The organism is Pseudomonas sp. F01002, from assembly GCF_004402115.1.
In the GTDB taxonomy this organism is placed as follows: Bacteria; Pseudomonadota; Gammaproteobacteria; order Pseudomonadales; family Pseudomonadaceae; genus Aquipseudomonas; species Aquipseudomonas frigoris.
This window is the reverse complement of sequence record NZ_SOPU01000081.1, coordinates 1-24,995: the sequence shown is the minus strand read 5'-3', so window position 1 is coordinate 24,995 and position 24,995 is coordinate 1. Positions and strand designations below refer to the sequence as shown.

The window sequence follows — 24,995 nt, the reverse complement described above, 5'->3', positions numbered from 1 at the left end:
AACAACCCTTTCTGGAGTGTCGAATGAACAATGAAGCGCTGATCCACTTCATCCAAACTCCAGGCTTGTCACTCGCCTACGAAGAACACGGCCCCACCACCGGCGACCCGATCATCCTCCTCCACGGCTTCCCCTACTCCCCCCGCGCCTACGACGAAATCGCCCCGACCCTCGCCGCCAAGGGCTACCGCGTCATCGTCCCGTACCTGCGCGGTTACGGCCCGACCCGCTTCAACCACCCCGACACCCTGCGCTCCGGACAACAAGCCGCCCTCGCTCAGGATTTGCTGGAGCTGATGGATGCGTTGGCCATTCAACAAGCCGCCCTGTGCGGCTACGACTGGGGCGGTCGGGCGGCGTGTATTGTGGCGGCGCTATGGCCCGAGCGGGTTCGTTGCCTGGTGACCGGCGACGGTTACAACCTTCAGGACATTCCCCATTCCACCGAGCCGTTGGACCCGGAAACCGAGCACCGACTCTGGTATCAGTATTACTTCCACACGCCACGCGGGGTCGAAGGCCTGACGAAAAATCGCCGGGCCTTGTGCGAACTGCTCTGGAAGTTGTGGTCACCCACCTGGACCAAAGGCCCTGAGTTGTATCCGTTAAGTGCACCGGCCTTCGATAATCCGGATTTCGTCGAGGTGGTGATTCACTCCTACCGCCACCGGTTCATGTACGCGCCCGGCGACCCGGCGCTGGAGTGGATCGAAGAAGCGCTGACCCGACAGCCGCCGATCAGCGTACCGACGATTTCCCTGTGCGGGGCCGACGATGGCGTCGGACCGGCACCGGAGATAGACGAAGACATCGCCCATTTCACCGGGCGTTATGAGCGGCGAGTGCTGGCGGGCGTCGGGCACAACATTCCCGAAGAAGCGCCCGAGGCAACGCTCAGAGCACTACTGGATCTGCTGGAGGGCTGACGCTGAAACGCTCGCGGTAGGCCTGCGGGGTCACGCCCATGGCCCGCAGAAAACTGCGTCGAAGCGTCTCTTCGCTGCCGAAACCGCATTGCACCGCCACCCGTTTGATCGGCACGCCGGTATCGCTGAGCAAACGTCGGGCGGTCTCGACCCGAATCAGTTCGATGGCCCGGGCCGGAGTCTGGCCGGTGTCAGCGCGGTAATGGCGGACGAAGCTGCGTTCGCTCATGCCGGCCTGCAAGGCCAGGGTCGGGATGCCCAAGTCCTTGGTGAGGTTTTCACTGATCCAGGCATGAAGTTCGTCGAAACGGTTGCCTTCCTTTTGCAAAGAAAGGGTGACGCTGAACTGCGACTGGCCGCCGGGGCGTTTCAGGAACACTACCAGTTGCCGCGCGACTTCCAGGGCCATCGTGCGGCCAAGATCTTCTTCGACCATGGCCAGCGCAAGGTCGATGCCAGCGGTGACCCCGGCCGAGGTCCAGACCGGGCCGTCATTGATGAAAATCGGATTGGGCTCAACCTGCAGCCGCGGATGCTGCTGCGCCAACTGCTCGCAACGAGTCCAGTGAGTGACCACCCGCCGGCCATCGAGCCAGCCGCTGGCCGCCAGCAAAAATGCCCCGGTGCACACCGACGATACTCGCCGACACCCCGTCGCGTGTTCACGTACCCACGCCACCAGCGGTTCGTCTTGCGCCGCGTCGTAAACGCCCCAGCCACCGGCAATGATCAAGGTGTCACTACCCTCTTCAGGCAACGGCTCGGCCAACAGCGCCAGCCCCGCCGACGACATCACCGCCCCGCCACCGCTGGCAATCACCGACGGCGCATAAGGTGGCGGAAAACCTTGCTGGCGGGAAATATCGTTGGCCGAGGCGAACACCTGCAATGGCCCGGTGACGTCGAGCAGTTGCACATTGGCAAAGGCGAGCACGTGAATGGTTTTCGGCATGATTGGCGTAATTCGTGGGGTTATTGGCGTATACGCCAAATCCTACGAGCCTAAAGTGAAGTCGTCCACCCACTTCATGAGAAAAATGCCATGGCGTTGCAGATCGGTTTTCTGTTGTTTCCACAGGTTCAGCAACTGGACCTCACCGGCCCTTACGACGTACTGGCCTCGCTGCCGGACGTGAAGGTGCATTTGATCTGGAAGGACCTGATGCCCGTTACCGCAAGCACGGGCCTGGTGCTGAAACCGACCACCACGTTCGACGATTGCCCGCCGCTGGATGTCATCTGCATTCCCGGCGGCAGTGGCGTCGGGCCGTTGATGGAAGATGAAGAGACGCTGGCCTTCATCAAGGAGCAAGCCGCCAAAGCGCGTTACGTCACGTCGGTGTGTACCGGCGCGCTGGTGCTCGGTGCGGCGGGTCTGCTGAAAGGTAAACGCGCCACCACTCACTGGGCTTATCACGAATTGCTGGTGCCTTTGGGGGCGATCCCGGTGAATGATCGGGTGGTGCGCGACGGCAATCTGCTGACCGGTGGCGGGATCACGGCGGGCATCGATTTTGCCCTGACCCTGGCCGCGGAGTTGTTCGATAAGGACACGGCAGAGCTGGTGCAGTTGCAGCTGGAATATGCCCCGGCGCCGCCGTTTGCGTCGGGCAGCCCTGAGACGGCTCCGGTCAGTGTGCTGGAGGAAGCCCGCAAACGTGCCGCCGGGTCATTGAAACTGCGCTCGGAAATCACCGAGCGTGTAGCGGCGAAACTCGACCGGGCGTCAGTACGTTGATCCATTCCTCGGCGCAGCCAGCGGCCGGCTGCATCGAGGACTTTCCATCGCCCACAAAAAAACCCGCCTAAGCGGGTTTCTCAAGACCATTGCGACATCCTGTCAGCAGCCATCCGGGCCTATGGTCGATCATCCGTGATCCTGAGTGCGTCCTGCGACTCAGTTGATGGAGCCAGATTAAACACATCGGTGACGCATCAAAAGACGACATACCCGTCAACGGGTGTAAGCCTTTGGCCACTCGAGTCCTGAAGCGAATTTCAGCAGGCGAAAAAAAACCCGCCGAAGCGGGTTTTCCCAAGACCATTACGACTCCCTGTCGGCAGCGATTCCTTGCTTATGGTCGATCATCCATGATCCCGAGCACTTCCTGTGCTTCGGTTGATGAGGCTAGATTACGCTTCGGATCCAATCCGCAATAGAAGACATAGCTACCATCGCGTGTAAGACATTCGCTATACCAGCCCTTCCGAAAACCCTTAGGTCACTCAGGTATCACGCATAGAGGCCGTTTCAGCCAAGGTTAGACAGGCAGCCATCACTCTTCCTGACGCTCGCGCGCCTTGGCACTGACTTTGAGAAACTCTTCGATGTTGTTCATCTGTTCATCCCAACCGCGGCTGTCCATGCGGAACGCCTTGAGCCGGCGCGTCTGAGGGATGTGATCGAAACCGGACTCGGTGACCTTGAGTAACGTGCCTTCAACCATGTCTTCGAGCTCGAACTTCACCAGCGTGGTGGGTTCCAGGGAGTAATCGAGCTCAGGTTCCACGGCATACGGGTGCCAGCGAAACGAAAATACCCGCTCGGGCTCGACCCGCTCCACCAGTACGTTCCACAGCAAGTGCTCATAACCCGGGTATGTAATCTGCCCCTGGGTCCATTCACCGGCGACAAAACGCTTGCCCTCCAGCGCCACGCCAAACCACTGTCCGAAGGCTTCGGCATTGGCCAGCACACGCCAGACCTGCGAGCGCGGCGTTTTGAGCAGGATCTTCCTTTCGATGCGATCTGATGCTGGATTCATAAGTCACCTCCTGTACTGAACAGTAGGCCTGTAAGACCACAAGACCAACCCTAAAGTTGTATCAATCGGGTATCGCAATCAACCCTACCTGAAATATTCGGCTGCATGTCCAAGTGTAACGCCTGGTTTGAAGACAAAAACCAGAAGACCGAAACTGCTAACGTTAGGGCGAAGTTGACTCAGACAAGGATGATTCATGCAGCTTTCACTTAAGCAACGTTATCGCGGAGCCCTGCTGGGCCTGGCCTGCGGTGATGCCGTTGGCACCAGCGTCGAGTTCCAGCCACGCGGCTCGTTCAAGCCCCTGACCGACATGGTGGGTGGCGGCCCTTTCAATCTGGAAGCCGGGCAATGGACCGATGACACCTCGATGGCGCTGTGCCTGGCCGAAAGCTTGCTGAGCAAAAACGGCTTCGAGGCGGCCGATCAGATGGGTCGTTACTTGAATTGGTGGCAATGGGGTTATCTGAGCTCAACGGGTGAATGCTTCGACATTGGCATGACCGTACGCGACGCCCTGACGCGTTATCAGGAAACCGGCGAACCGTTCGCCGGCTCCACCGATCCCCGCACGGCAGGCAACGGCTCGCTGATGCGCCTGGTACCGGTGGTGCTGTATTACTTTCCCGATCGCGACCGAATACTGGCGTTTTCCGCCAACAGCTCGCGAACCACCCACGCCGCACCGGAAGCGGTCGAATGCTGTCAGTTGTTCGCTGAGCTGATCCACCATGCCTTGCAAGGCGCGTCCAAAGCACAGGTGCTCAGATTGTCAGAAACAACATTCCAGGAACCTGAAGTGGCTGCCATCGCGCGGGGCGATTATCTCGGTAAACCTGAAGCCGATATCCAAGGCAGCGGTTACTGCGTGGCTTCACTGGAAGCGGCCCTGTGGTGCTTTCATCGGACTGACAGCTTTGAAGCCGCCATCCTGAAAGCTGCCAACCTGGGCGACGATGCCGATACCACTGCCGCCATCGTTGGCCAGTTGGCCGGGGCTCATTACGGTGTGCAGGGCATTCCCGACAGTTGGCTGGAGAAGTTACATTTGCGTGAAGACATCGAAGCCACGGCTGACGCTTTACTGCGGGCAGCCACCCTCACGCAATCAGGAGCACGCGATGAATAGCCTGCATGGCAGCTGTTTGTGTAAAGCCATCGAATACGAAGTCGATAGCCTCGACATGCCCATCAGTCATTGTCACTGCCAAACCTGTCGCAAGGCACACGCTGCGGCATTCGCCTCGACAGCCGGGGTCATGCGTGAACATTTTCGCTGGACCAAAGGTCAGGGCCATCTGAATAGCTACGAATCGTCGCCGGGCAAGCTTCGGTATTTCTGTTCGGTTTGCGGTTCACACTTGATGGCTGAGCGCCTGGTCCAACCCCACGTCATTGTTCGTGTGGCGACATTGGACGATGACCCGAAAATGACGCCGCAAGCGCATATCTGGACGTCACATGATGTGCCGTGGCTCAAATACGACTCGATCGAAAATTACCCTGAATGGCAGGCATAGCCAGGCCAATACGTAGCGCTACACTGCCCCCAACTTTCCACGTCAAAGCGAGAATCCCCATGCACCCACGCTTTCTTCTGGCACTGACGCCTCTGCTGTTCACTACTGCCGCTTATGCGGTGGACTGCGACAACGCCGCCGATCAGGCGACGATGAATCAGTGCGCGGCGCAACAGCACAAGACGGCGGACAAGGAGTTGAATGCGCTTTACCAGCAGATCAACGAGCGTTTGAAGAGCAACCCCGAAAGTAAAAAGCTGCTGATCGGGGCGCAGCGTTCGTGGATTGCGTTTCGGGATGCCGAGTGCAAGTTCTCGAGCGTCGGAGTGGAAGGCGGGAGTGTGTATCCGCTGATCTACAGCAACTGTGTTACTGAGTTGACCAAGGCACGGGTGGAGACTTTCAAGAATTATTTGAAGTGTCAGGAGGGGGATTTGACTTGTCCGGTGCCTGGGGCTTGATGATTCAGTGCTTGTAAGGGCCTCATCGCGAGCAAGCTCGCTCCCACAGTGGTTTTCGGTCATACACAAATTGTGTGTTCACCGACGACCTACTGTGGGAGCGGGCTTGCTCCGGGCGGCGATCCGACGAAGGCGCCAGTTCAGGCACCGAGGTTATCGAACAAATATCTGCGCGGTCGTGATCGCCATATCCCCACCCGGCAACTTGATGCTGCCAATCTGCTTCATGCTCTCGGGATCAAAGATCGCCACATCGTTAAACGTCCCCGCCAGATAAATCTTGCTGCCGTCCTTGTTGAACGAAATGCAGTAGTAGGAATGATCCAGCGTCGCCGCCTGGAGCATTTTCTTCTCCTTGATGTCGTACTTCGCCAAACGGTTGAGCACGCCAAACATCAGGTTCGGGTCCTTCGGTGAGCGCATGCCGCTGAAGTAGATTTCCGTCAGCGGGCCGAAGTCGGTGGTTTCGGTCTTGCCGGTTTTCAGGTCGATGCTGAACAGCCCATAGAGGTACTCGGCGGTCAACGGGTCCTGATTCTTGTCCTTGAATTTCGCGGCGGTGTAGAGCAGCGAGAAGTCATGGCGATAAGTCTGCTGGTTCCACACGTAAAGCACGTCCGGTGCGCTGTAGCCCGGGCGTTTCCAATGACGGCTGGGGATCAGCACGTCGAACTTGCCGGTTTTCACATCGACCTTGTAGACGTCCGCCCCCGCCACATACAGCGTGCCGTCGTCACCGCTCTGCATGATCGTCAATTGCCGTGGCGCCGGGAAACTGCGCACGGGTTTGGCGTCCATGCCGGCGTCGGTGGCGTAAACATCAAGCCGAGGCTGCTGCACTTCATAACGGTCGTTGAGCATCAACGTCGGGTTGGCGATGGTGAACAACTCCTTACCGTCGTGGCTGAGGGTGAAGGCGAACATGGACCTCGCTTTCTCCCCCGGTTTCTGGGTGATGCTGGCGTGGAACACCTGTTTACAGCTGTCGAGTTCGACGCCATAGACATCCGCGTAGTGGTTGTTCAGCACGTAAGCGGTCTTGCGGTCCGGCGACAACTGCACGGCGCCGGGACCGAAGGCATCCGGCATTTTGCAGGTCTTGAACAAGGTGTCGGTGACCACGTCGATGACGTGCAGGTTGTTCGGGTAATTGGTGGTCAACATGTACTCGTGACCATCTTGTAGAGCAGTGTTTTCATCGGCCAGAACAGTGAGCGAACACACGCTCAGGACGGCGAACGCGGTCAGGCCGCAGGCTTTGATGCGATGCATGCTGGAATCCTTCTTCTCTGTCCGATTACTTGTCTTTTGGAAAGACAGTCCCGAGGTTGCGCCAGTTTTCATTGGACGCCTGGGCATCCTTGTTCCAGTCCGGGTAGGTGCTCATCATGTCGGGCACCTGGGCCGGCCACCAGCAAGGGTCGGAGCAGCCGTAAAGGTCGGCTTCCATCGGCTGGCACAGCGACGACACACCGCCAAACGCATCGATTTCCCAACCCGGGTCGGTGGTCGAGGCGCAGCCGGCGACGGAACTCATCGCCACCACTTCTTCGATGCGGTTTTCGGCCGCGGCCTCATCGAGTTTCAGCGCTTTATTATTGATTGCCTTGAGATGTTTCATATCAGTGAGCCTTGCGCGGAGTGATGTAGCTGCTGATAAACGCAGGGTTGTGGGCCATGATCCGGGTGTAGACCTCGATGCCGAAGTCGACCCAGTCACGCATCAGTTCGCAGTAGTGATAGGTCGGGTGGGTCGGGTCGCCGTAACGGGCATAGCTCTCGTGGTAGCAGCCGCCGGAGCAGAGATTGCGGATCTGGCAGTCTTCGCAGCCGGTGTTGGTGCGGTCCAGGCGCTGGGACAGGAAGTCGTTCAACTCGACCTGTTTCACCCCACTGTGGACGTTGCCGAAGGTCGGCAACGATGAGCCGGTAAAGCGGTGGCACAGGTTCAATTCACCCTTGTGATCCACCGCCAGCATCTTCAGGCCCGCGCCGCAAGGCAGGGCTTTTTTGTGGCCTTCGTGGATGTCGGTGATCAGCTGGTGCAGGTTGGAGAAACCGATGTTGCGGTGCTCCAGCGCCGCTTCCAGATAACGCCGGCCGAGTTTCTTCATGTTGGCGAAGACTTCGATCAGCTCGTCGCTGGACAGGTTGAAGGTGCTGATGTCGCCGGAGGTCACCGGGGCAAAGCCAACCTCGGCAAAACCCAGTTCGTTGAACAGGTGATCCCAGATGGTTTCGACGTCGGTGACGCCGGTGGTCAGGGTCACCCGAGCACCGACCGGACGACTGTTGTAGCGTGACAGCAGCATTTCAGCCTTGCGCCGCACCACGTCGTACGTGCCCTGCCCGCCCACGGTGATGCGGTTGCGGTCGTGCACGGTTTTCGGTCCGTCGATACTGACTGACAGGCCGAAGCGGTGGGCGTTGAGGTAGTCGACGGTCTCTTCGGTAAGCAGCGTCGCGTTGGTGGTCATGACGAACTCGACGAACTTGCCCGCCTCGCGGAAACGTTTCTCGCAATAGTCGACCATGTACTCGATCAGCTTGCGATTGCTCAGCGGCTCACCGCCGAAAAACACCACGGTGAAACGCTCTTCGTCCGGGGATTCGCGCAGCAGCATTTCCACTGAGGCGACCGCCGTTTCGACGTCCATTTTCTTGCCGGCCGATGGCTTGTCCAGGTCTTCCTTGTAGCAGTAGGTGCAGCTCAGATTGCAGCCGGTGTTGACGTTGAGCACCACGGTGTTGATCGCCGTGCGCTCGACCCGCTTGGTGCCGATGTCGGGGGTCAGCGGCGAGCCGTCGCTGACCAGTTCCAGGGCCATCAGCTCACGGAGGGTCTCGGTGATTTCTTCGCCGTTGAAACGAGCGGCCAGGCGCTGGATCAGGTCCTCCGAGGAACAGCCAGGTCCGCGCAAGGTGTCGATGATGGTGCCCGTCAGCTCATCGCTGGCGAACAGCGAACTGCTGGGAATGTGAAACAGCATGCGGTCGGCATCGACGTGCACTTCGTGCAGGTTCCGCTCAACCAGATTCAAAATAGCGCCCATTGCAACCTCCTGTGCAAACCCCGTTCTACGGGGCCTGCGGTCATTCCGAAAAAGTGTCTGGAACCCTACGAATCAGCCAACTCATGGAATGGGTGGATTGTTCCAGCGTTGCACGGTGACGATCATGTGGCCTTCGCCGGTCAGGGATTTCCCTGCGTCGTCGACGGCGGCGATCACCTTGAGGTTGCCGGCATTGTTGGTGGACATTTTGCGCTGCGGGTTCGGCCCGGCATCGCCCGGTGTGAACACGCCGCTGTCAGCCTGCATGGTGCCGGCGAACTTGACGTCCTCGTCTTCCTTGGCGCGGTCGTCGAAGGCTTCGACCGACCACTGCGCCGGGAACACGCCGATGCGATACGGCTTGCCGTCAGCGCCCTTGCCCCAGGCTTCGGCATCAAAACGGCCCTGGACTTTCGGCGTCGAACCACCGCCCTCGCCAATCCGCGCCACCGAGAACTCGGGCACGACTTTGACTTCGGCGATCTTGCTGTAGACCGACAGGGTCGGGCCTTTCAGTGTGCCGATCGTGACAGCGCGCAAACCAGGCTGGGCATTGGCCGCGGCCTTGATCTTGACGCGCAGGCGCTCTGGCGTTTGCTCCAGCACTTCGACCACTTCCACGCCTTTGCCGAAGTTCGGTTTGCCGGTGAGACCGCTGCCGACAAGCGTGACTTCAGTTTCAGCGCCAGCCTTCAGATAACCCGGCTGCACCGCCAGCAAACGACTACTGCCCTGCTTGGCGGCGACGAAGTCCAGACCACGCTCATCGTGCTCGGCCTCGAACATCCGGCCCTGCATCGCATTGCCTTGGGCGGCGAACACCTGGCGCATGGTCACGCCGTCGATGGTCACGTTGCCGCGCCATTCGTAACCGGTGTACAGAATCGCGCTGCCGTCGCCGTTGAACGGGCTGTCGTCGGCGTATTGGCCTTTGACGCTGACCTTGAACGTGTCGCTGCCATCGGCCATGACGCTCATCACACCGGCCACTTCACCCTTGCCCGGCAAGTGGCCGCTGAAGCTCCAGTCACCGACCAGAACATCAGCTTTCGGCGCGGTGCTCAGCCATTTTTTCCAGGCCGGATTGTCCAGCGGGTAACGCTTGGCCAGCAGCGGCACCATGTCTTTGCGGGCCAGGTCGAACCAGTCACGGTCACGGGCCAGGGCTTGGTATTCCAGAGACGGCCATTGGCCGAGGTGGAAGTTCACCAGACGCTCCCATTCCTCGGCCGGACGCCGTTGCAGGGCGACCCGCGCACCGGAGTGGCAGCGGCCGCACATCTGGCTGGTCTGGTCGTCGAATTTCTCGACGGTATTGAGTCGACGTTCCAGCGCATAACGCACGCCATCGGTCTCGCTTGGGGCCAGGCCCTGGGTGTCGGCCAGGTATTTGACCAGGGTTCGGCGGTCGTCATCGCTGATCTGCAAACCGTGCATGGTTTGCATGCGGGCGATGCTCATCAGCCAGCCTTCAGGGGTTTTGCGCTGGTGGCTTATACGGCTCAGGGCGTTATCGGCTTCGGGGGTATGACAGCCCTGACAGGTTTCCTTGAGGATGGTCTGAGCGTCGCGGGCTGCCAGGCTGTAAGGCGAATGCAGCGCCACACAAGCGGCCACGGCCAGCAGACTGGCACTCAGGCCTGATCGGAGTTTTCTCTTCATCAACGTCGAACCTCGCACGGTGCTTTCTTATTTTTGTGGCTTATCGTTTTTATGGTTTCTGCCGTCGACGGCGCACCGCTGACGGAGGCAAGAGAAACGTCTGCGATGAGCAATACACGGAGCGTGCCAGCTTGACGATTACCTTTTAAATCAAGCCGTTGCGTGTAGATGACCGCTTTGCGCCATCGCTGAACGAGATCGCCTGCGTCTAATATCGCGACAGTTGTTGCAGTCTGAGACAGCATAGATGGCCAGACCGGAACAGTTCATCGGCCGACGATTGACGCCGCCTCCCTGCAAGCGCGAAATGGTCGTTCACCGATTGCCACCAGGGGATAAAAAAATGGCAAGCATCACTGTCCTGGCGGGGGACTTTCTGCAGGGTGATGGAGAGTACAAAGACGGCGTTTTCACCCTCAGAACGTCGCTTCACCCATGGCCTGGCATTACCCTCCCGCTCTCATCGTTCAAGTGCGTGGAAGTGGCCAACGAGGATTCGATCAACAACATCAAGGATGCCATCGGCTTTGGCGTGGCCGGGGCCATGCTGTTGGGGCCCATCGGCGCAATCGCCGGGTTCATGCTGGCCGGCAAGGAAACCGAAGTGACCTTTTTGGCGACACTCAAGGACGACAGAAAGCTGTTAGCTGCCGTGGATGGCAACACGTTCGAAGAAATTTCCCGGAAATTTGCAGCCTGAATAATCGGCGCGGGCCGCACCGTTTTTCCACGGTGCGGCGTGACGCCGGTTCAGATGTCATAGGTGGGGTGAACGCTTTTGTGTACGTCGATCTCGTGCTGCATGTCCGCCACCAGCGACGCGATCGCATGGGGACTGTCCAGTGTCCACAGGGGAACGTGGGTGGCCACTATATCCACTTTGCCGGTCATGCAGTCGCAGACCCGAATCGTCAGGGACTGGTCCGCCGCCATGGTGCAGGTGCACACGGAGGGCAGAAAACTGTGTTCAATGATGTTTTGAATTTCCAGGGTTGAAAGAAACATCGTTACCTCCCTCACGCCAGATGTATTGCCGGATGAACGGTCCGTCATTTCACCCACCTATCCTGAAAATTCTAGTCCTCAATAATGGGTACCTCAAGGTCGCAACCCGGTTGCTCGTCGTCTCATAGTTGTCGCAATTTGCAACAATCTCACAGCGTTCTCGCGATTCCCTTGAGTGCCCCAAAACCCCGCCAGCCAAGAGCGGCTCTGCCTTTTCGGGCACTTGGCACAGCCATTGCCAGCCGTTAAGAAAGCCACGTTTCACGAACAACAAGAGGTCTCGACAAATGCCCCTCCCTTATTTGCTTCCCGCCACCTCGGCGTTCATTCAGCGCGCCCCGCGCATGCTCATCGGCGGCGACTGGATCGAGGCCGCCGACGGCCAGACCATGCCCCTGCACAACCCGGCCACCGGCGAAGTGCTGTGCGTCGTGCCACGGGCCACACCTGAGGATGTCGACCGCGCTGTGCTCGCTGCGCGTCAGGCCTTTGATGATTCGGCCTGGACCCGCACCCGACCTCGGGAGCGGCAGAACCTGCTGTGGAAACTCGCCGACCTGATGGAACGCGACGCCGAACTGCTGGCGCAACTGGAATGCCTGAACAACGGCAAAAGCGCGGCCGTGGCCCAGGTGATGGACGTGCAACTGTCCATCGACTTCCTGCGCTACATGGCCGGTTGGGCGACCAAGATCGAAGGTTCCAGCGTTGAAGTGTCGCTACCGTTGATGCCCAACGATCAATTCCACAGTTTCATCCGCCGCGAAGCGGTGGGCGTGGTCGGCGCCATCGTTGCCTGGAACTTCCCGCTGCTGCTGGCCTGCTGGAAACTCGGCCCGGCCCTGGCCACCGGTTGCACCGTGGTGCTCAAACCCGCCGACGAAACCCCGCTGACCGCGCTGAAACTTGCCGAGTTGGTGCTGGAGGCCGGTTACCCCGAAGGCGTGTTCAACGTGGTCACCGGCACCGGCATCACTGCAGGTTCCGCCCTGACCCACAATCCGCTGGTGGACAAGCTGACCTTCACCGGCTCCACCGCTGTGGGCAAGCAGATCGGCAAGATCGCCATGGACTCCATGACCCGGGTGACCCTGGAACTGGGCGGCAAATCGCCGACCATCGTCATGGCCGATGCCGATCTGAAGACCGCCGCAGCCGGTGCCGCCAGCGCGATTTTCTTTAATCAGGGCCAGGTGTGCTGTGCAGGTTCCAGGCTGTATGTGCAGCGTAAGCATTTCGACAATGTGGTGGCGGACATCGCCGACATCGCCAATGCCATGAAGCTCGGTAACGGCCTGGACCCAAGTGTCGAGATGGGGCCGCTGATCTCGGCGCGCCAGCAGGAACGGGTTTACGGGTACATCGAAAAGGGACGGAAAAGTGGTGCGACGATCGCCTGCGGTGGTGAGCAGTTTGGGCCAGGCTTTTTCGTCAAACCGACGGTGATCGTCGATGTCGATCAGAAACACTCATTGGTGCAGGAAGAGATCTTCGGGCCGGTGCTGGTGGCGATTCCGTTCGATGATGAAGCCGATGCGTTGCGCATGGCCAATGACAGTCCGTATGGGCTTGGGGCGAGTATCTGGTCGAACGATTTGGCGGCGGTGCACCGGATGATTCCGCGGATCAAGTCGGGTTCGGTGTGGGTCAATTGCCACAGCGCACTGGACCCGGCGTTGCCGTTTGGTGGGTACAAGATGTCGGGGGTTGGGCGGGAGATGGGGTATGCGGCGATTGAGCATTACACCGAGTTGAAGTCGGTGTTGATCAAGCTCTGATCTGCGGCGCCCACACGGGCGCCATCGCGAGCAAGCTCGCTCCCACAGTAGTTCTGTGGTGTGAACACTATCTATGTCACACCAACAATTCCCTGTGGGAGCGAGCTTGCTCGCGATAGGGCCAGCCCGGACAACATGAATTTCAGGGTTTGAACCCCTGAGCCAACAACCAACTGCGAACCACCCTTCCCTGCTCCACCGTCAACCCCGCCAAAACCTGATCCGCAGGCTCACTGCCCAACCGCCGCACCAACGGCGCCAACTCAACCCCTTGCACATGCCAGATCCCCATCGGCTGATCCGCCGTGATCACCACCTCAGCCTCATCCACAAATCCATCGCGCAGCACTGGCGCGCGCTCGATTCTCAGCGAGGAAAAATCCGCCTCGGCATGCACCACTTCAGCATCCGGCCACTGCCGCCGCGCCTGCCAGAATGGCTGCTGCAACCAACGCTGCTCATCGGCATAAAAATCCCGCCCGATCCGCGCAAAACGCAAAAACAACTGCCCCACCCGTTGCTGATGAAAGCGCTGAGCCAGCGCCGCTCGCTCGGGTTTACGCAACAACGTGTTGATCACGGTCGGCGCCTGTAACGCCGAGGACAATGACTGAAAAATCCCGTTGCCCGACAGCGGATCCACCGCCATCGCCGCATCGCCTACCCGAATCCAGTTATCGCCACACACCTGCGGGCATAGAATCGCCGTGCTGCTGCGAGCATGCAGCTGTAGATCGATCTCAGGCTCGACACCGAAAAACGCACGCGCCAACGCCGAGCCTTGGCGCCGTTGACGACAGTAATCGAGCAACTGCGCCTTGCCCGGCAATTCAGCACTGGCCACGTCCACGGTCCATTGCCAGTAACACTGACCGTCGGCTCGCCGGGCCATCCATGCCCAGCCGTCCTCAAGGCTTTCCACCGCACTGGCGGTGCTGCCCGGCGTGCCTTGCCAGCGATTGAGCAGGCTGACCGTCTCCGGCCCGCGCAGACCTTTGCCGAGCGCAGGAGCCTGACGCCCCCGCGCCTCAACCAGAAAATCCGCCAGCAGCGCCTCGCGCCCTTCGACCTCAATCCGATGCCCCGAAGCCGATGTCTGCACCGTCAGCACTCGGCCTTCGATTAGCTCAACGCCAGCCAGCCGCAGATCCTCGCGCAAACCACGATCAAAGCTCGGGCGATCCAGTAAAAATTCGATGTTCTGCGCATGCTGCTGACCGTTCCATGACACCTGCCGTTGAGACGGCAGCGCCGCATCCGCCAGCGCCTGATGAAGCCCCGCGCCATGCAAGGCCTCCAGCACCCGAATGGAAACGCCTTCCAGCGCCGCAAACCGCCGCCATTCGCTGACCAGCGTCACGGGATAACCGAGCCGACGCAAACCCAAGGCAACCGCCGCTCCCGCTGGCCCTGCGCCAAGAATCAAAATCATGGTCCGAAGCGCCGTTCAGGGCCGCGATAACGGGCATTCTCCCGCAGCCATTCGATGATCTGTTCGTTGCTCGCCTCAGGATGAGCAACCAGGAAACCTGCGATGTGCCCGCTCAACGCCGCACAGCCGAGACTGGCGCCAGACTGCCCCGGATAGGTGCCATGCACACACGCGGCGAAATCCGCTTGAGCGCTGTTGAGCCACGACCATTCCTGTTCGGCACAACGGGCATCGCCGGTGACTCGCAGCACCTGTGGATAATTCGCCGGAAACACGCCCTCGCCCTGCGCCGGGCTGGACGCACAGAGCAAAACACCTCGCGCTATCGCCGCGGCACAGGCTTCACGCAACAGGCTGCGATCCTGACGCAGACCGAGGCTCAAATTGATCAGCCGAACATCCTGCGCCACCAGCCAATCAATTGCCGTGGCGATCTGCAACGCGCTGGTGACGCCACGCTGATCGAACACCTGAGCCACGCAAAATACCGCCGAAGGCGCCCGCCGACCGATGGCCTCGACCACCGCGCTGCCGTGGCCCAGCGGATCGTCGCGCAAGTCGCCTTCGGCCAGGCCATCCTCCAGCAACGAGAAGCGCCGCCCGGCGACTACTTGCACCCGCTGCGCCGCCGAGTGACCGCTGTCCACCACGCCAATCCGCAGCTCAGGCTTCATGCAGCACCGTTTTTGAAGTGAGAACGCCGTCGAGCAATTCGAAGCGCAAATCGGCATCGGCCAAGGTTGAAGGACGGTGGCTGATGAGGATCCGCGTGCGTCCGGCAAACAGTCGATCGATGGCTTCGATGACTTCGCGCTCGGTGGCTTCATCCACCGCCGAGGTCGCTTCGTCCAGCACCAGAATCAACGGGTCCTGCAACAGCGCCCGGGCGATGGCGATGCGTTGTTTCTGCCCGCCGGACAACTGCTGACCACGTTCGCCCAACGGGCTGTCGAGGCCTTCGGGCAAAGACTCGATCAGGCTGTCGAGTTGCGCCAGTCGCGCCACTTCGGTAATCGCTTCACGACTGGCGTCCGGCACCGCGTAGGCCAGATTGTCGGCGAGGCTGCCGCGAAACAGCACGATGTCCTGACTGACCACGGCAATCCGCCGACGCAACTGGAACAGGTCCAGTTCGCGCAGATCGACCTCTCCCAGCAATACGCGGCCGGACTGCGGATCGTGGTGCCGTTGCAGCAAGTCGATCAGGGTCGATTTGCCGACCCCGGAGCCGCCGCTCAGGGCGACTTTCAAACCGTAAGGAATTCGCGCTTCGATCCCGCGCAAAGTTGTCGGGCGACCGGGATGACTGAAGTGCACATCGTCGAAACGCAGTTCGCCGGAGGTCGGGATCGGCTGCGGCGTGACCGGTGTGAGAACGGTTGGTTCTTCGCCGCGCAATTCCATCACGCGCCCGAGGCTGACGGTCATTCGTTGGACCGCGACATAGAGCCCCAGCAGGCTCTGCACCGGTCCAACGGCCATGCCTAGATAGGTGGAAAACGCGATCAGCGCGCCCAATTGCCAGGTCCCCTGCACCACCCAATAACCGCCAATCAAAAACGCACAGGCGCGGGACAGAGAAGTCAGTGTGCCCGGCACCGCCTGGGTGAAAAACTCAGTGACTTGCAGGCGCAGCAACTGGCTCATGTAGCCTTGGCCCAACGTCTCCAGGCGTCGCGATTCACGCTGTTGCTGGCCGGCAGACTGGATGAATTTCATCACCGGCAAGGTCTCGACCATGAACGAGGACATGTCCGCCGAGCGCTCACGCAATTGCCGCACATCGCGCTCGACCTTGCGCCGCATCCAGCGCAGCCAGAGTACATCGAGGGGAATCAGCACCAGCGCCAGCAACGAGAGTTTCCACGACAGGGTCAGCAGCATCGCCACGGCACAGACCAGACCGATCACGCTCGACACCGCCGAGAACAAGGAGTCCACGGCAAAGCGCTGGATCTCCGCGACGTCGCCATCGAGGCGCGACATCAAGTCACCGATTCGGCGCTGTCCGTAGAAACTCGGCGAGAGCGTTTGCAGATGTCGATAGAGGTCGTCGCGCAGGGCAAACAGAATCCGCCCGGACAGCCGCGTGTGCAGGTAACGATTGATCCCCGACAACCCCGTTCCGAGCAACCCGGCCACGATCATCAGCCCGGCGATCAGCACCAGCATCGGAAAGTTGCGTGCAAGCAAACCATCGTCGATCAGCAGCTTGGTCAGCCAAGGCTGGACCAGCACCAGCAACGAGGCGCAGACCGATAACCCGAGCAGCCCGGCAATCGCCAGTCGATGGGGTCGCACGAAGCTGTAGAGCCAGCGCAATGCCGCTTGCAGGGCTTCGGGGTTCTGGCTGTCGATCAGCCGAACGATCAGGCGCTGCATCACGAGCGCAACTGTTTGAGCTTGCGATACAAGGTCGCGCGGCTGATGCCCAAGGCGTCGGCGGCGGCCGAGACGTTGCCCTGGTGAGTGTCCAGGGACTGGCGAATCAGCTCCAGTTCGTTTTCGCGAATGCTGCCGGCCTGAGGGCGTTCGGTGGCGGTCAGTTCGTCGAGCATGCTGTCGGGCAAGTGGTCGAGGGTGAGTACGGTGTCCCCCGGCTCGCGCATGGCCAGCGCCGTTCGTAAAACCATTTCCAGTTGGCGGATGTTGCCCGGCCAGTGATAGCCGCCGAGCAAGCGGTTCAAATCGTCATGCAGGACCATCGTCGGCGCATCCAGCTTGGCCAGCAGACGAGCGACCAGACCGCTGAAATCCTCACGCTCGCGCAATGCCGGGAGCATCACGCTGATGCCGTTGACCCGATAAAACAGGTCCTCACGAAAGTGCTTTTCTTCGACCAGTCGCTTGAGGTCGCGGTGCGTGGCGCAGATCAATGCGACGTCGATGTCTTGCTCTTCGCCAGCGCCTAACGGTGCCACTTTACGGTCCTGCAACACCCGCAACAGACGGGCCTGCAAGGCCAGCGGCATGTCGCCGATTTCATCGAGAAACAAGGTGCCGCCATGGGCCTGTTGCAGACGACCGATCATGCCGCCGCGACGGGAGCCGGTGAACGCGCCTTCGCGGTAGCCGAACAGTTCCGACTCGATCAGGCCTTCGGGGATCGCCGCGCAGTTCACCGCGACAAAGGGTTTGTCGCAGCGGGTTCCGGCCATGTGCAGGGCGCGGGCGATGACTTCCTTACCGGTGCCGGTTTCACCCAGCAGCAACACCGGCAGCTCATTGGCCAGGCCTTGACGGGCCATGCGCAAGGCTCGGGCATAACGGACATTGCTGCCGGCCAGGGATTCGAGATCCGGTTGTGCTTTGGCGGTTTTCGCTGTGCTGCGCGGCGGCGTGCTGACATTGATTGAGCGCTGCGGCGCACGCAGGGTTTTGTAGAAGAACTCGCCTTTGGCCGTTTGCAGACTGCCAACACCGCCCTCATGCAGACGCGACAGAAGTTGCAAGCCATCGACGCCCAGAAACTCTTCACAGCGTCGACCGACCAGCGCCGAGCGCTCGGCGTGGAGCAACTGACAGGCCTGGGCGCTGACCGCGAGAATCTGCCCGCCAAGGCTCACCGCCAACAGACCTTGCCAAGGGGATTCGAGGTACTGCCGACGGCTGTGGAAGGCCAGGACGATCTCGTCTGGATAACTGGCGTTGAACACCCGGCTTTCGATCTGGCTGACGGCCATCGCCAGCAACGCGGTGCTGTCATGCACGCGGCCCAGCGGGCCTTCGCGGGTCAGGTCGAGCACGCCAAGGATGTCGCCTTGGGGGCAATGGATCGGCACCGAGGTGCAGGAGAAATCGGTCAGGCGATCGAGGTAATGTTCGCCGCAATCGATCATCGTTGGCCGGGCTTCCACCAGTGCGGTGCCCAGCGCGTTGGTGCCGCGAGCGGCTTCGCTCCAGCAGGCGCCGAGGGTGATGTCTTGCAGGCCGCTGCCCCTGAAGCGGTCGGCGCGACCTTCGGCAGCGAGGATGGTGGCGTCGGAATTGGCAAGGATGATCAGCCCATCCTTGCCCTGGCGTTCGGCCAGGTAATCGATGGCCGGCAATGCCGCGTCGATCAGCAGCCGATTGCTCGCCAACAGCACGTCGAGGCTCGCGCTCGATTCCAGCGCCAGCTCGTGCTTGGCATTGAAATGCACGCCATGGCTCAGGCTACGCCGCCACGACGCATCGATTTCCGCCCGCAACACGCCATCCGGGACTTCGCCCTCGAGATGGAGTTTTTCCCGGGCCAGCCGGGCTTCGCGGTGCAGTTTGGGAGGAGTTGTTTTTATTAGCGTCATCAAGCGCTCCGGATCGGTCCGCCCTGCGCTTTTTCAAGTTCAGCGCCCTGCCGCAATCTTTACGTTAACGTCAGGGCAATGGCAAGTGCCTTACAGCGCTTGTGTTTCATCCGGGGGACCGCGTTATCGTTCTTCGCGAGCAAGCCCGCTCCCACACTTGACCGAGTTGAACCACAGATTTGTGATCAGCACCGGCCCAATGTGGGAGCGGGCTTGCTCGCGAAAGCGGCCTCCCAGGCACCCTCGAACTCAGAGGCTCCACACCTCGGAGTTCACAAAAAACGCCCGCGCATTATCCTCAAGACTCTCCAGGTGATACCCACCCTCCTGCACAATCAAACACGGCAACCCAAGGCTGCGAATCCGCTCCCCAAGCCGCGCAAACCCCTCACGAGTCACCGCCACTTTGCTCTGCGGATCCAGCTCAAAAATATCGAACCCCAGGGACAACACCAGCACCTCGGCGCCGAAGTCTTTCACCGCCGCCAATGCCACGTCCAATTGACCCAGGAAGTCAGCCTCACTGGCGCCATGCGTCATCGGCAAGTTGACGTTGAACCCCTCGCCCTTGCCGACACCCCGCTCATCAGCGAACCCGGCAATCCTCGGATAGAAGTTGGTCGGATCGCCATGCACCGAGACGTAGATCACGTCATCGCGGTCGTAGAAAATCTCCTGAATCCCCTGACCGTGGTGCATGTCGGTGTCGAGCACTGCGACTCGCGCAAAACCGGCACGCAATACCTGCGCGGCCACTGCCGCATTGTTCACATAACAGAAACCGCCCGCCGCCTCGGCCCGGGCGTGGTGACCGGGTGGACGGCACAAGGCGTAAGCCGCCGGCTCGCCATCGAGCAACGCCTGAGCGCCGGCAATGGCGCTTTGCGCCGACCAATAGGCCGAACGCCAGGTCTGCTCACCCACCGGGCAACTGCCATCGGCCAAATAACGGGCGGCCTGGGCGAGAATCCCGCGCAGAGCATTGGGCTCGCGCACGAAGATGTTCGACATCACCTCGTCGCCCCAATCCTCGGGAATTTCCTTCCAGCGCTGATGGGCTTCCTGCAAAAATGTCAGGTATGGCGCGCCGTGCACCGCCAGCAGCAGATCGAGCCCGGCATCGGCCGGTTGCTCAACCGTAAAACCCAATGAACGAGACGCCTGCACCAACCGCTGAGCGCGCTCGGGCACCTCCTGTGGTGTGCGCATCTGCCCACGGGAGTAGTAGCTGCGTGGATGGTGAAGCAATTGTTCGGGGTGGAAAAAACTGCGCATGGATTATCACCTGTCAGTGTGGGAGCGGGCTTGCTCGCGAATGCGGTGTGTCATTCAACAATGATGTCGACTGACACTCCCTCTTCGCGAGCAAGCCCGCTCCCACATGGATTTCGTTTTATTCGACTTTACCGGCGCGGGACAGCACGGCGTTGAGCAACACATCGGTGCCCTGACGCACGTCTTCGGGCAACACGTCTTCGGCTTCGTTATGGCTCAAGCCGCCGACGCAAGGAATGAACACCATCGCCGTCGGGCAGTACCGCGCCAGATGAATCGCATCATGCCCGGCGCCGCTGACAATCGATTGCTGAGCGTAGCCCAGCGCGTCCACCGCCTGCTGCATGGCCGCCACGCAATCGGCATCGAACGGTGTTGCCGGGCTGATCCAGTGAGGCCTAATCGTCAGGTTCAAGCCACGGCTATCGGCAATCGACTGGAGTCGCGCACGGACCTGCTGCTCCATGGCCTCAATGGCTTCGTCGCGGTGATGACGCAGGTCGACGGTGAAATTCACCAGCCCCGGAATGGTGTTGCGCGAGGATTTGTTGATGCTCAACTCGCCGACAGTGGTCAGGCCTTCAGGGGCAAATCGGTGGCCAAACCTTCGATGGCCTGGATCATCCGCGCCACGCCATACAAGGCGTCTTTGCGCAGCGGCATCGGCGTTGTACCGGCGTGGGCGGCCATGCCTTCGACGCGTACATCTAGCCAGCGAATTGCCTGGCCGCCGCTGACCACGCCGATGCTTTTGGCGTTGTCTTCGAGGATCGGACCTTGCTCAATGTGCGCTTCAAAGTACGCATCCACCGCGCCGCCAAACGGGGCCTCGCCGGCGTAACCGGTGCGTTGCAACGCCTCGGCAACGCTGATGCCGTCGATGTCACGCACCGCCAGCGCCGTGTCCAGTTGCATGATCCCGGTGAACACCGCCGAGCCGAACATCGCCGGGGTGAAGCGTGCGCCTTCTTCGTTGGTCCAGACCGCCACTTCCAGCGGCTTGCGGGTCTGGATGCCGAGGTCATTCAGGCAACGGACCACTTCCAGGCCGGCGAGTACGCCATAGACGCCATCGAAAACGCCCGCCTTCAGGCTGGGTGTAACAATTGGAGTGTGTGTTGATTGCCCGCAGTGGGCGACGCTTTGATCTGACGGAAACCGGGGAGGAAGTCCTGCGCATTGCGGCGGACATTTACGGCGATATTTCACGACTGAGCACGGTGGTGGAGAGTCGTAACGACGACGTGGTCGGCAAGATTCGCATCCTTTGACATTGCTCCGTGACCAGCAAGGCTTTACCGGCAAGATCGTCGCATCATCGACGAGTTTCGAAGAAATTTATCGCTTGATTTGCGCGGGGTTCCGCATTGGGTGTCTGCCGACGCACTTGGTGCGCAGGGGTCGAGCAAGGTTTGCTCTGGCGTTTGCCGCCGGAAGATGGGGTGGTGGATTTCGATATCCAGCTGTTGTGGAATCGTGAGCAGAAGATGAGTCAGGCCGAAACCGTATTCCTCGAAAGCTTCCAGCACATGCTCAGTATTCGTGAGCCTGTGCTGTGAAGCCTTGATCGATTAGACGTGAGGGTCGCCCGGTGCTTTGCTCGGTGTAGCGTATTGCGGCTTCAAGTGACCGTCCTGATCGAGTAGCCAGGCATCCATGATCTGCCGCACCACGGGACCTGCGACGCGACCGCCGGCCTCGCCGTTTTCGATCATCACCGAGATGACAATCTTCGGATGTTCGGCCGGGGCAAAACCGACGAACAAGGCGTTATCGCGGTTACGCTCCAGGGTTTTCGCCCGGTTGTAACGCTCGCCCTGCTTGATCGCCACCACTTGCGCGGTACCACTCTTGCCGGCGATGCGGTACTGAGCGCCCTGCGCTGCCGCCCGGGCAATCCCGCGAGCGTCGTGCATGACCATTTGCATGCCATGGTTGACCTGCTCCCAGTCACGCGGGTCTTTCAACAGGATGTTTGGCATTGGATGCTCATCCACTGGCGCAACACCGTCCACTGTCCTGGCCAGGTGCGGGCGATTCCAGACACCTTTGTTGGCGATCAGTGCAGTGGCCTGGGCCAACTGCAGGGGCGTGACCTGCATGTAGCCCTGGCCGATGCCGAGGATCACGGTCTCGCCCGGGAACCATGCCTGACGGCGCGTGGCACGCTTCCAGGTTTGCGATGGCATCAGGCCGGCAGACTCTTCGAACATGTCCAGCGAGACTTTCTCGCCGAGGCCGAACATGGCCATGTAGTCATGCAGTCGGTCGATGCCCAGCTTGTGGGCCAGGTCGTAGAAGTAGGTGTCGTTGGAGCGCATGATCGCCGCGTCCATGTCCACCCAGCCATCGCCGCTGTGGTTCCAGTTGCGGTACTTGTGATCGAAGTCCGGGAGTTGGTAATAACCGGGGTCGAAGACGCGGGTCTGCGGGGTAACGACGCCGGCGTCGAGGCCGGCAATGGCCACTTCCGGCTTGATGGTCGAACCCGGTGCATAGAGGCCGCGCAGTACGCGGTTGAACAGCGGCCGGTCGATCGAGTCGTGCAGCGCTGCGTATTCCTTGAAGCTGATCCCGGTGACGAACAGGTTCGGATCGAAGCTCGGCTTGCTGACCATCGCGAGTACTTCGCCGGTCGACGGATCGAGAGCGACCACCGAACCGCGACGATCGCCCAAGGCTTCCTCGGCGGCTTCCTGAAGTTTGACGTCGAGGCTCAATACGATGTTTTTGCCGGGGATCGGATCGGTGTGCTTGAGCACTCGCAGGACCCGGCCCTGAGCGTTGGTTTCGACTTCTTCGTAACCAACCTGGCCGTGCAACTGCGACTCGTAGAATTTTTCGATGCCGGTCTTGCCGATCGATTGAGTGCCACGGTATTCCACCGTGTCCAGGGCTTTGGATTCTTTCTCGTTGATGCGGCCGACGTAGCCAATGGAGTGCGCAAAGTGCGCGCCCATCGGGTAGTGGCGAACGAATTGTGGCTCTACGTCGATCCCCGGCAGGCGGAACTCGTTGACCGCCAACACCGCGATTTGTTCTTCGCTGAGCTCATAGAACAAGGTGACCGGCACGAATGGATGTCGAGCCTGCTTCATTGCCTTGTCGAACAGCGCTCGATCTTCTGTCGGCAAGTGCAGGAGGGTGACTACTTCATCCAGTTCCTCTTTGACATCAGAGGCGCGTTCGCGGGTGATGGTCAGGTTGAAGCTGGGACGGTTGCCCGCCAGAACTACACCGTTGCGGTCATAGATCAATCCGCGGGTGGGGGTGATCGGCAGGACGTGGACGCGATTGTTTTCTGAGATCGTCGAGTGATAGTCAAATTCGACCACCTGCAGGACATACATGCGCACGACCAGCGCGCAGGTAATGGCGACAACGAACAGGGCGCAAGCCATCAGTCTTTTGTTGACCAGGCGCGTCTCTTTTTCGTGGTCCTTGATCGGTATCGGTTGGGGCATTTCTGCAGCAGCTCTTTGACTGTAAAGGGGGCGCCGATCCGTAGGCTTGAAATCAGTCCGCTAAAAAACGAGCTGCACCATACCAAAAACCGGACGGTCACTTTAGTGCGATTTCCTCTAACGGTTGTCCTTGAAGATTAAAACGACGTTCGGTTTCTTTATGACTAGTGCGTTTTGCTCAAGATTGATATTCCCATTCATGCATTTTTCTTGAAGAAGGGCCTGTAGATACTGGGTGCATGTCATTCCGTTATGTTTTTTTGGAGTCTTTTCATGCATCCACGATTTCAACGATTACTGGGCTCCAATGGATTTTCCATTGGGCTGGAACTGCCCCTGGATAACGATTGGTCCAGCGATGGGCAGCGGCTGCGGATTGCCGAGGAGCGGCCGTTTGGAGTTCCGGACCTGAAGCAGCACGCCGCTATGGCGCACCTCGCAGACAAGGCTGGTTTCGGCGCTCTGTGGGTACGCGATGTGCCGGTTTATGATCCCGATTTTGGTGATGCGGCACAGGTGTTCGAAACCTTTTCGTACCTTGGCTACCTGGCCGGGATCACTGACAACATCATGCTCGGTACAGCGGCGGTTGTATTGCCGTTGCGTCAGCCTTGGCTAACGCTCAAGGCAGCCAACAGTGTTGATGAACTGAGTGATGGACGTCTGCTACTGGGTGTGGCCAGTGGCGACCGACCTATGGAGTATCCATTGTTTGGTGTGGACTACGATCAGCGGGGCGAGATCTTTCGCGAGACGGTTGAGTTGTTGCGCAGCCAAGGTGAAGGCCGCTTGCCGGAAGGTGCTCGCCTGTTACCGGAGCGAGATCAGCCAGTGCCATTGCTGGTTGCAGGTCTTGGTCAGCAATCCCCTGCGTGGATCGGCCAACACATGGACGGCTGGCTCGCCTACCCTGGCACTCCGGATGAGCATCGGCGCCGAGTGGGACTGTGGCGGGAGGTCGGTGGTAATAAACCCTACGTCAGCTTCGTTCACTTGGATCTGGCGGCCAATCCTCATGCACCGATGCGACGCGTTCGTTTTGGCGGCAGCTGCGGGAGACTGGAATTGATCGATGAGCTTCAGGCTTTGCGTGAAGCAGGTGTGCAGCACGTTGGCTTGCATCTGCGTCGTAGCGAGCGACCGGTTGCCGAGGTTATTGAAGAGATTGCTGAATACGTTCTGCCGAAGTTTCACTAACGATGCTGCTGGAACCTGGGATGGCCGATGGACTATCCCTTTTTCGTAATGCCACTTTCCTGCGGACAAAACAAAACCCCTACCTGCATACGCAGATAGGGGTTTCGGAATTTAATCTTGACGATGACCTACTCTCACATGGGGAAACCCCACACTACCATCGGCGATGCA

The 24,995-nt window shown here is 60.0% G+C and carries 21 protein-coding genes and 2 pseudogenes; 9 read left to right on the top strand and 14 right to left on the bottom strand.

Annotation, left to right across the window (positions count from 1 at the left end):
- The first annotated feature begins 23 nt into the window (after positions 1-23).
- Complete coding sequence (locus E3W21_RS30370; RefSeq protein ID WP_134423397.1) at positions 24-926, top strand: alpha/beta fold hydrolase; 903 nt, start codon at positions 24-26, stop codon at positions 924-926.
- On the opposite strand, the gene E3W21_RS30365 is transcribed toward E3W21_RS30370, so the two are convergent.
- Entirely contained in the window at positions 895-1,878 is a 984-nt protein-coding gene (locus E3W21_RS30365) for a GlxA family transcriptional regulator (protein WP_134423395.1), read from the bottom strand. The two genes, E3W21_RS30370 and E3W21_RS30365, sit on opposite strands and share 32 nt — an antisense overlap.
- Positions 1,879-1,968: 90 nt before the next feature.
- Between E3W21_RS30365 and inhA the strand changes: the two genes are divergently transcribed.
- A complete protein-coding gene (gene inhA, locus E3W21_RS30360; protein WP_134423393.1) occupies positions 1,969-2,664 on the top strand; it encodes an isonitrile hydratase in 696 nt (231 codons plus the stop codon).
- A gap of 538 nt (positions 2,665-3,202) precedes the next feature.
- Here inhA and E3W21_RS30355 read toward each other — a convergent pair.
- Positions 3,203-3,691 carry an SRPBCC family protein gene (locus E3W21_RS30355; RefSeq protein ID WP_134423391.1) on the bottom strand — a complete coding sequence of 163 codons (489 nt, stop codon included), beginning with the start codon at positions 3,689-3,691 and terminating at the stop codon, positions 3,203-3,205.
- A 196-nt stretch (positions 3,692-3,887) separates the two neighbouring features.
- Between E3W21_RS30355 and E3W21_RS30350 the strand changes: the two genes are divergently transcribed.
- Genes E3W21_RS30350 through E3W21_RS30340 form a run of 3 tightly spaced genes read left to right on the top strand, consistent with a single transcriptional unit; the run spans position 3,888 to position 5,672 of the window.
- The gene (locus E3W21_RS30350; RefSeq protein ID WP_134423389.1) at positions 3,888-4,820 is read left to right on the top strand and encodes an ADP-ribosylglycohydrolase family protein; all 933 of its coding nucleotides are present in this window, start codon (positions 3,888-3,890) and stop codon (positions 4,818-4,820) included.
- Positions 4,813-5,211, top strand: coding sequence for a GFA family protein (locus tag E3W21_RS30345; RefSeq protein WP_134423387.1), 399 nt, complete (start codon positions 4,813-4,815; stop codon positions 5,209-5,211). Before E3W21_RS30350 ends, E3W21_RS30345 begins: the two co-directional genes overlap by 8 nt.
- Positions 5,212-5,270: 59 nt before the next feature.
- A complete protein-coding gene (locus E3W21_RS30340; protein ID WP_134423385.1) occupies positions 5,271-5,672 on the top strand; it encodes a lysozyme inhibitor LprI family protein in 402 nt (133 codons plus the stop codon).
- Positions 5,673-5,825: 153 nt separating this feature from the next.
- On the opposite strand, the gene peaD is transcribed toward E3W21_RS30340, so the two are convergent.
- The 4 genes from peaD to peaA all read right to left on the bottom strand — a co-directional run bounded on the left by peaD (position 5,826) and on the right by peaA (position 10,387).
- Positions 5,826-6,944 (bottom strand): quinohemoprotein amine dehydrogenase subunit beta, encoded by a 1,119-nt coding sequence (gene peaD / locus E3W21_RS30335; RefSeq protein WP_134423383.1) that lies wholly within the window; start codon positions 6,942-6,944, stop codon positions 5,826-5,828.
- Between the two features lie 25 nt (positions 6,945-6,969).
- Positions 6,970-7,293: a quinohemoprotein amine dehydrogenase subunit gamma gene (gene qhpC / locus E3W21_RS30330; protein ID WP_008145336.1), complete on the bottom strand. Its 324-nt coding sequence runs from the start codon at positions 7,291-7,293 to the stop codon at positions 6,970-6,972.
- Between the two features lies 1 nt (position 7,294).
- Positions 7,295-8,725 carry a quinohemoprotein amine dehydrogenase maturation protein gene (peaB, locus tag E3W21_RS30325; RefSeq protein WP_111452476.1) on the bottom strand — a complete coding sequence of 477 codons (1,431 nt, stop codon included), beginning with the start codon at positions 8,723-8,725 and terminating at the stop codon, positions 7,295-7,297.
- Positions 8,726-8,806: 81 nt separating this feature from the next.
- Positions 8,807-10,387, bottom strand: a complete 1,581-nt coding sequence (peaA, locus tag E3W21_RS30320) for a quinohemoprotein amine dehydrogenase subunit alpha (protein WP_134423381.1) — start codon at positions 10,385-10,387, stop codon at positions 8,807-8,809.
- A 343-nt stretch (positions 10,388-10,730) separates the two neighbouring features.
- Here peaA and E3W21_RS30315 point away from each other — a divergent pair, with 343 nt between their 5' ends.
- Positions 10,731-11,087, top strand: a complete 357-nt coding sequence (locus tag E3W21_RS30315) for a hypothetical protein (RefSeq protein WP_134423612.1) — start codon at positions 10,731-10,733, stop codon at positions 11,085-11,087.
- Positions 11,088-11,137: 50 nt separating this feature from the next.
- Here E3W21_RS30315 and E3W21_RS30310 read toward each other — a convergent pair whose 3' ends face one another.
- Entirely contained in the window at positions 11,138-11,392 is a 255-nt protein-coding gene (locus E3W21_RS30310) for a DUF1652 domain-containing protein (RefSeq protein ID WP_134423379.1), read from the bottom strand.
- Positions 11,393-11,679: 287 nt separating this feature from the next.
- Between E3W21_RS30310 and E3W21_RS30305 the strand changes: the two genes are divergently transcribed.
- Positions 11,680-13,170, top strand: coding sequence for an aldehyde dehydrogenase (locus E3W21_RS30305; RefSeq protein ID WP_134423377.1), 1,491 nt, complete (start codon positions 11,680-11,682; stop codon positions 13,168-13,170).
- Between the two features lie 142 nt (positions 13,171-13,312).
- On the opposite strand, the gene E3W21_RS30300 is transcribed toward E3W21_RS30305, so the two are convergent.
- The 6 genes and pseudogenes from E3W21_RS30300 to E3W21_RS30275 all read right to left on the bottom strand — a co-directional run.
- Entirely contained in the window at positions 13,313-14,602 is a 1,290-nt protein-coding gene (locus tag E3W21_RS30300) for a tryptophan 7-halogenase (protein ID WP_134423375.1), read from the bottom strand.
- A complete protein-coding gene (locus tag E3W21_RS30295; protein ID WP_134423373.1) occupies positions 14,599-15,276 on the bottom strand; it encodes a S8 family serine peptidase in 678 nt (225 codons plus the stop codon). The genes E3W21_RS30300 and E3W21_RS30295 overlap by 4 nt, the downstream gene beginning before the upstream one ends.
- Positions 15,266-16,984: an ABC transporter ATP-binding protein gene (locus tag E3W21_RS30290; protein ID WP_134423371.1), complete on the bottom strand. Its 1,719-nt coding sequence runs from the start codon at positions 16,982-16,984 to the stop codon at positions 15,266-15,268. The genes E3W21_RS30295 and E3W21_RS30290 overlap by 11 nt, the downstream gene beginning before the upstream one ends.
- Positions 16,984-18,888: a sigma-54-dependent Fis family transcriptional regulator gene (locus E3W21_RS30285; RefSeq protein WP_134423369.1), complete on the bottom strand. Its 1,905-nt coding sequence runs from the start codon at positions 18,886-18,888 to the stop codon at positions 16,984-16,986. The genes E3W21_RS30290 and E3W21_RS30285 overlap by 1 nt, the downstream gene beginning before the upstream one ends.
- Positions 18,889-19,137: 249 nt before the next feature.
- Entirely contained in the window at positions 19,138-20,163 is a 1,026-nt protein-coding gene (locus E3W21_RS30280; RefSeq protein WP_134423367.1) for a histone deacetylase family protein, read from the bottom strand.
- Positions 20,164-20,281: 118 nt separating this feature from the next.
- Positions 20,282-21,274, bottom strand: a pseudogene (locus E3W21_RS30275) (allantoate amidohydrolase); the annotation flags it as partial.
- Between E3W21_RS30275 and E3W21_RS30270 the strand changes: the two are divergent.
- Positions 21,267-21,722 (top strand): annotated as a pseudogene (locus E3W21_RS30270) (LysR substrate-binding domain-containing protein); the annotation flags it as partial. The pseudogenes E3W21_RS30275 and E3W21_RS30270 sit on opposite strands and share 8 nt — an antisense overlap.
- Before the next feature lie 12 nt (positions 21,723-21,734).
- Here the strand turns inward: E3W21_RS30270 and mrdA are convergent.
- Positions 21,735-23,627 (bottom strand): penicillin-binding protein 2, encoded by a 1,893-nt coding sequence (gene mrdA, locus E3W21_RS30265; protein WP_134423365.1) that lies wholly within the window; start codon positions 23,625-23,627, stop codon positions 21,735-21,737.
- Between the two features lie 273 nt (positions 23,628-23,900).
- Between mrdA and E3W21_RS30260 the strand changes: the two genes are divergently transcribed.
- Positions 23,901-24,824 carry a TIGR03571 family LLM class oxidoreductase gene (locus E3W21_RS30260; protein WP_134423363.1) on the top strand — a complete coding sequence of 308 codons (924 nt, stop codon included), beginning with the start codon at positions 23,901-23,903 and terminating at the stop codon, positions 24,822-24,824.
- Positions 24,825-24,995 lie beyond the last annotated feature (171 nt).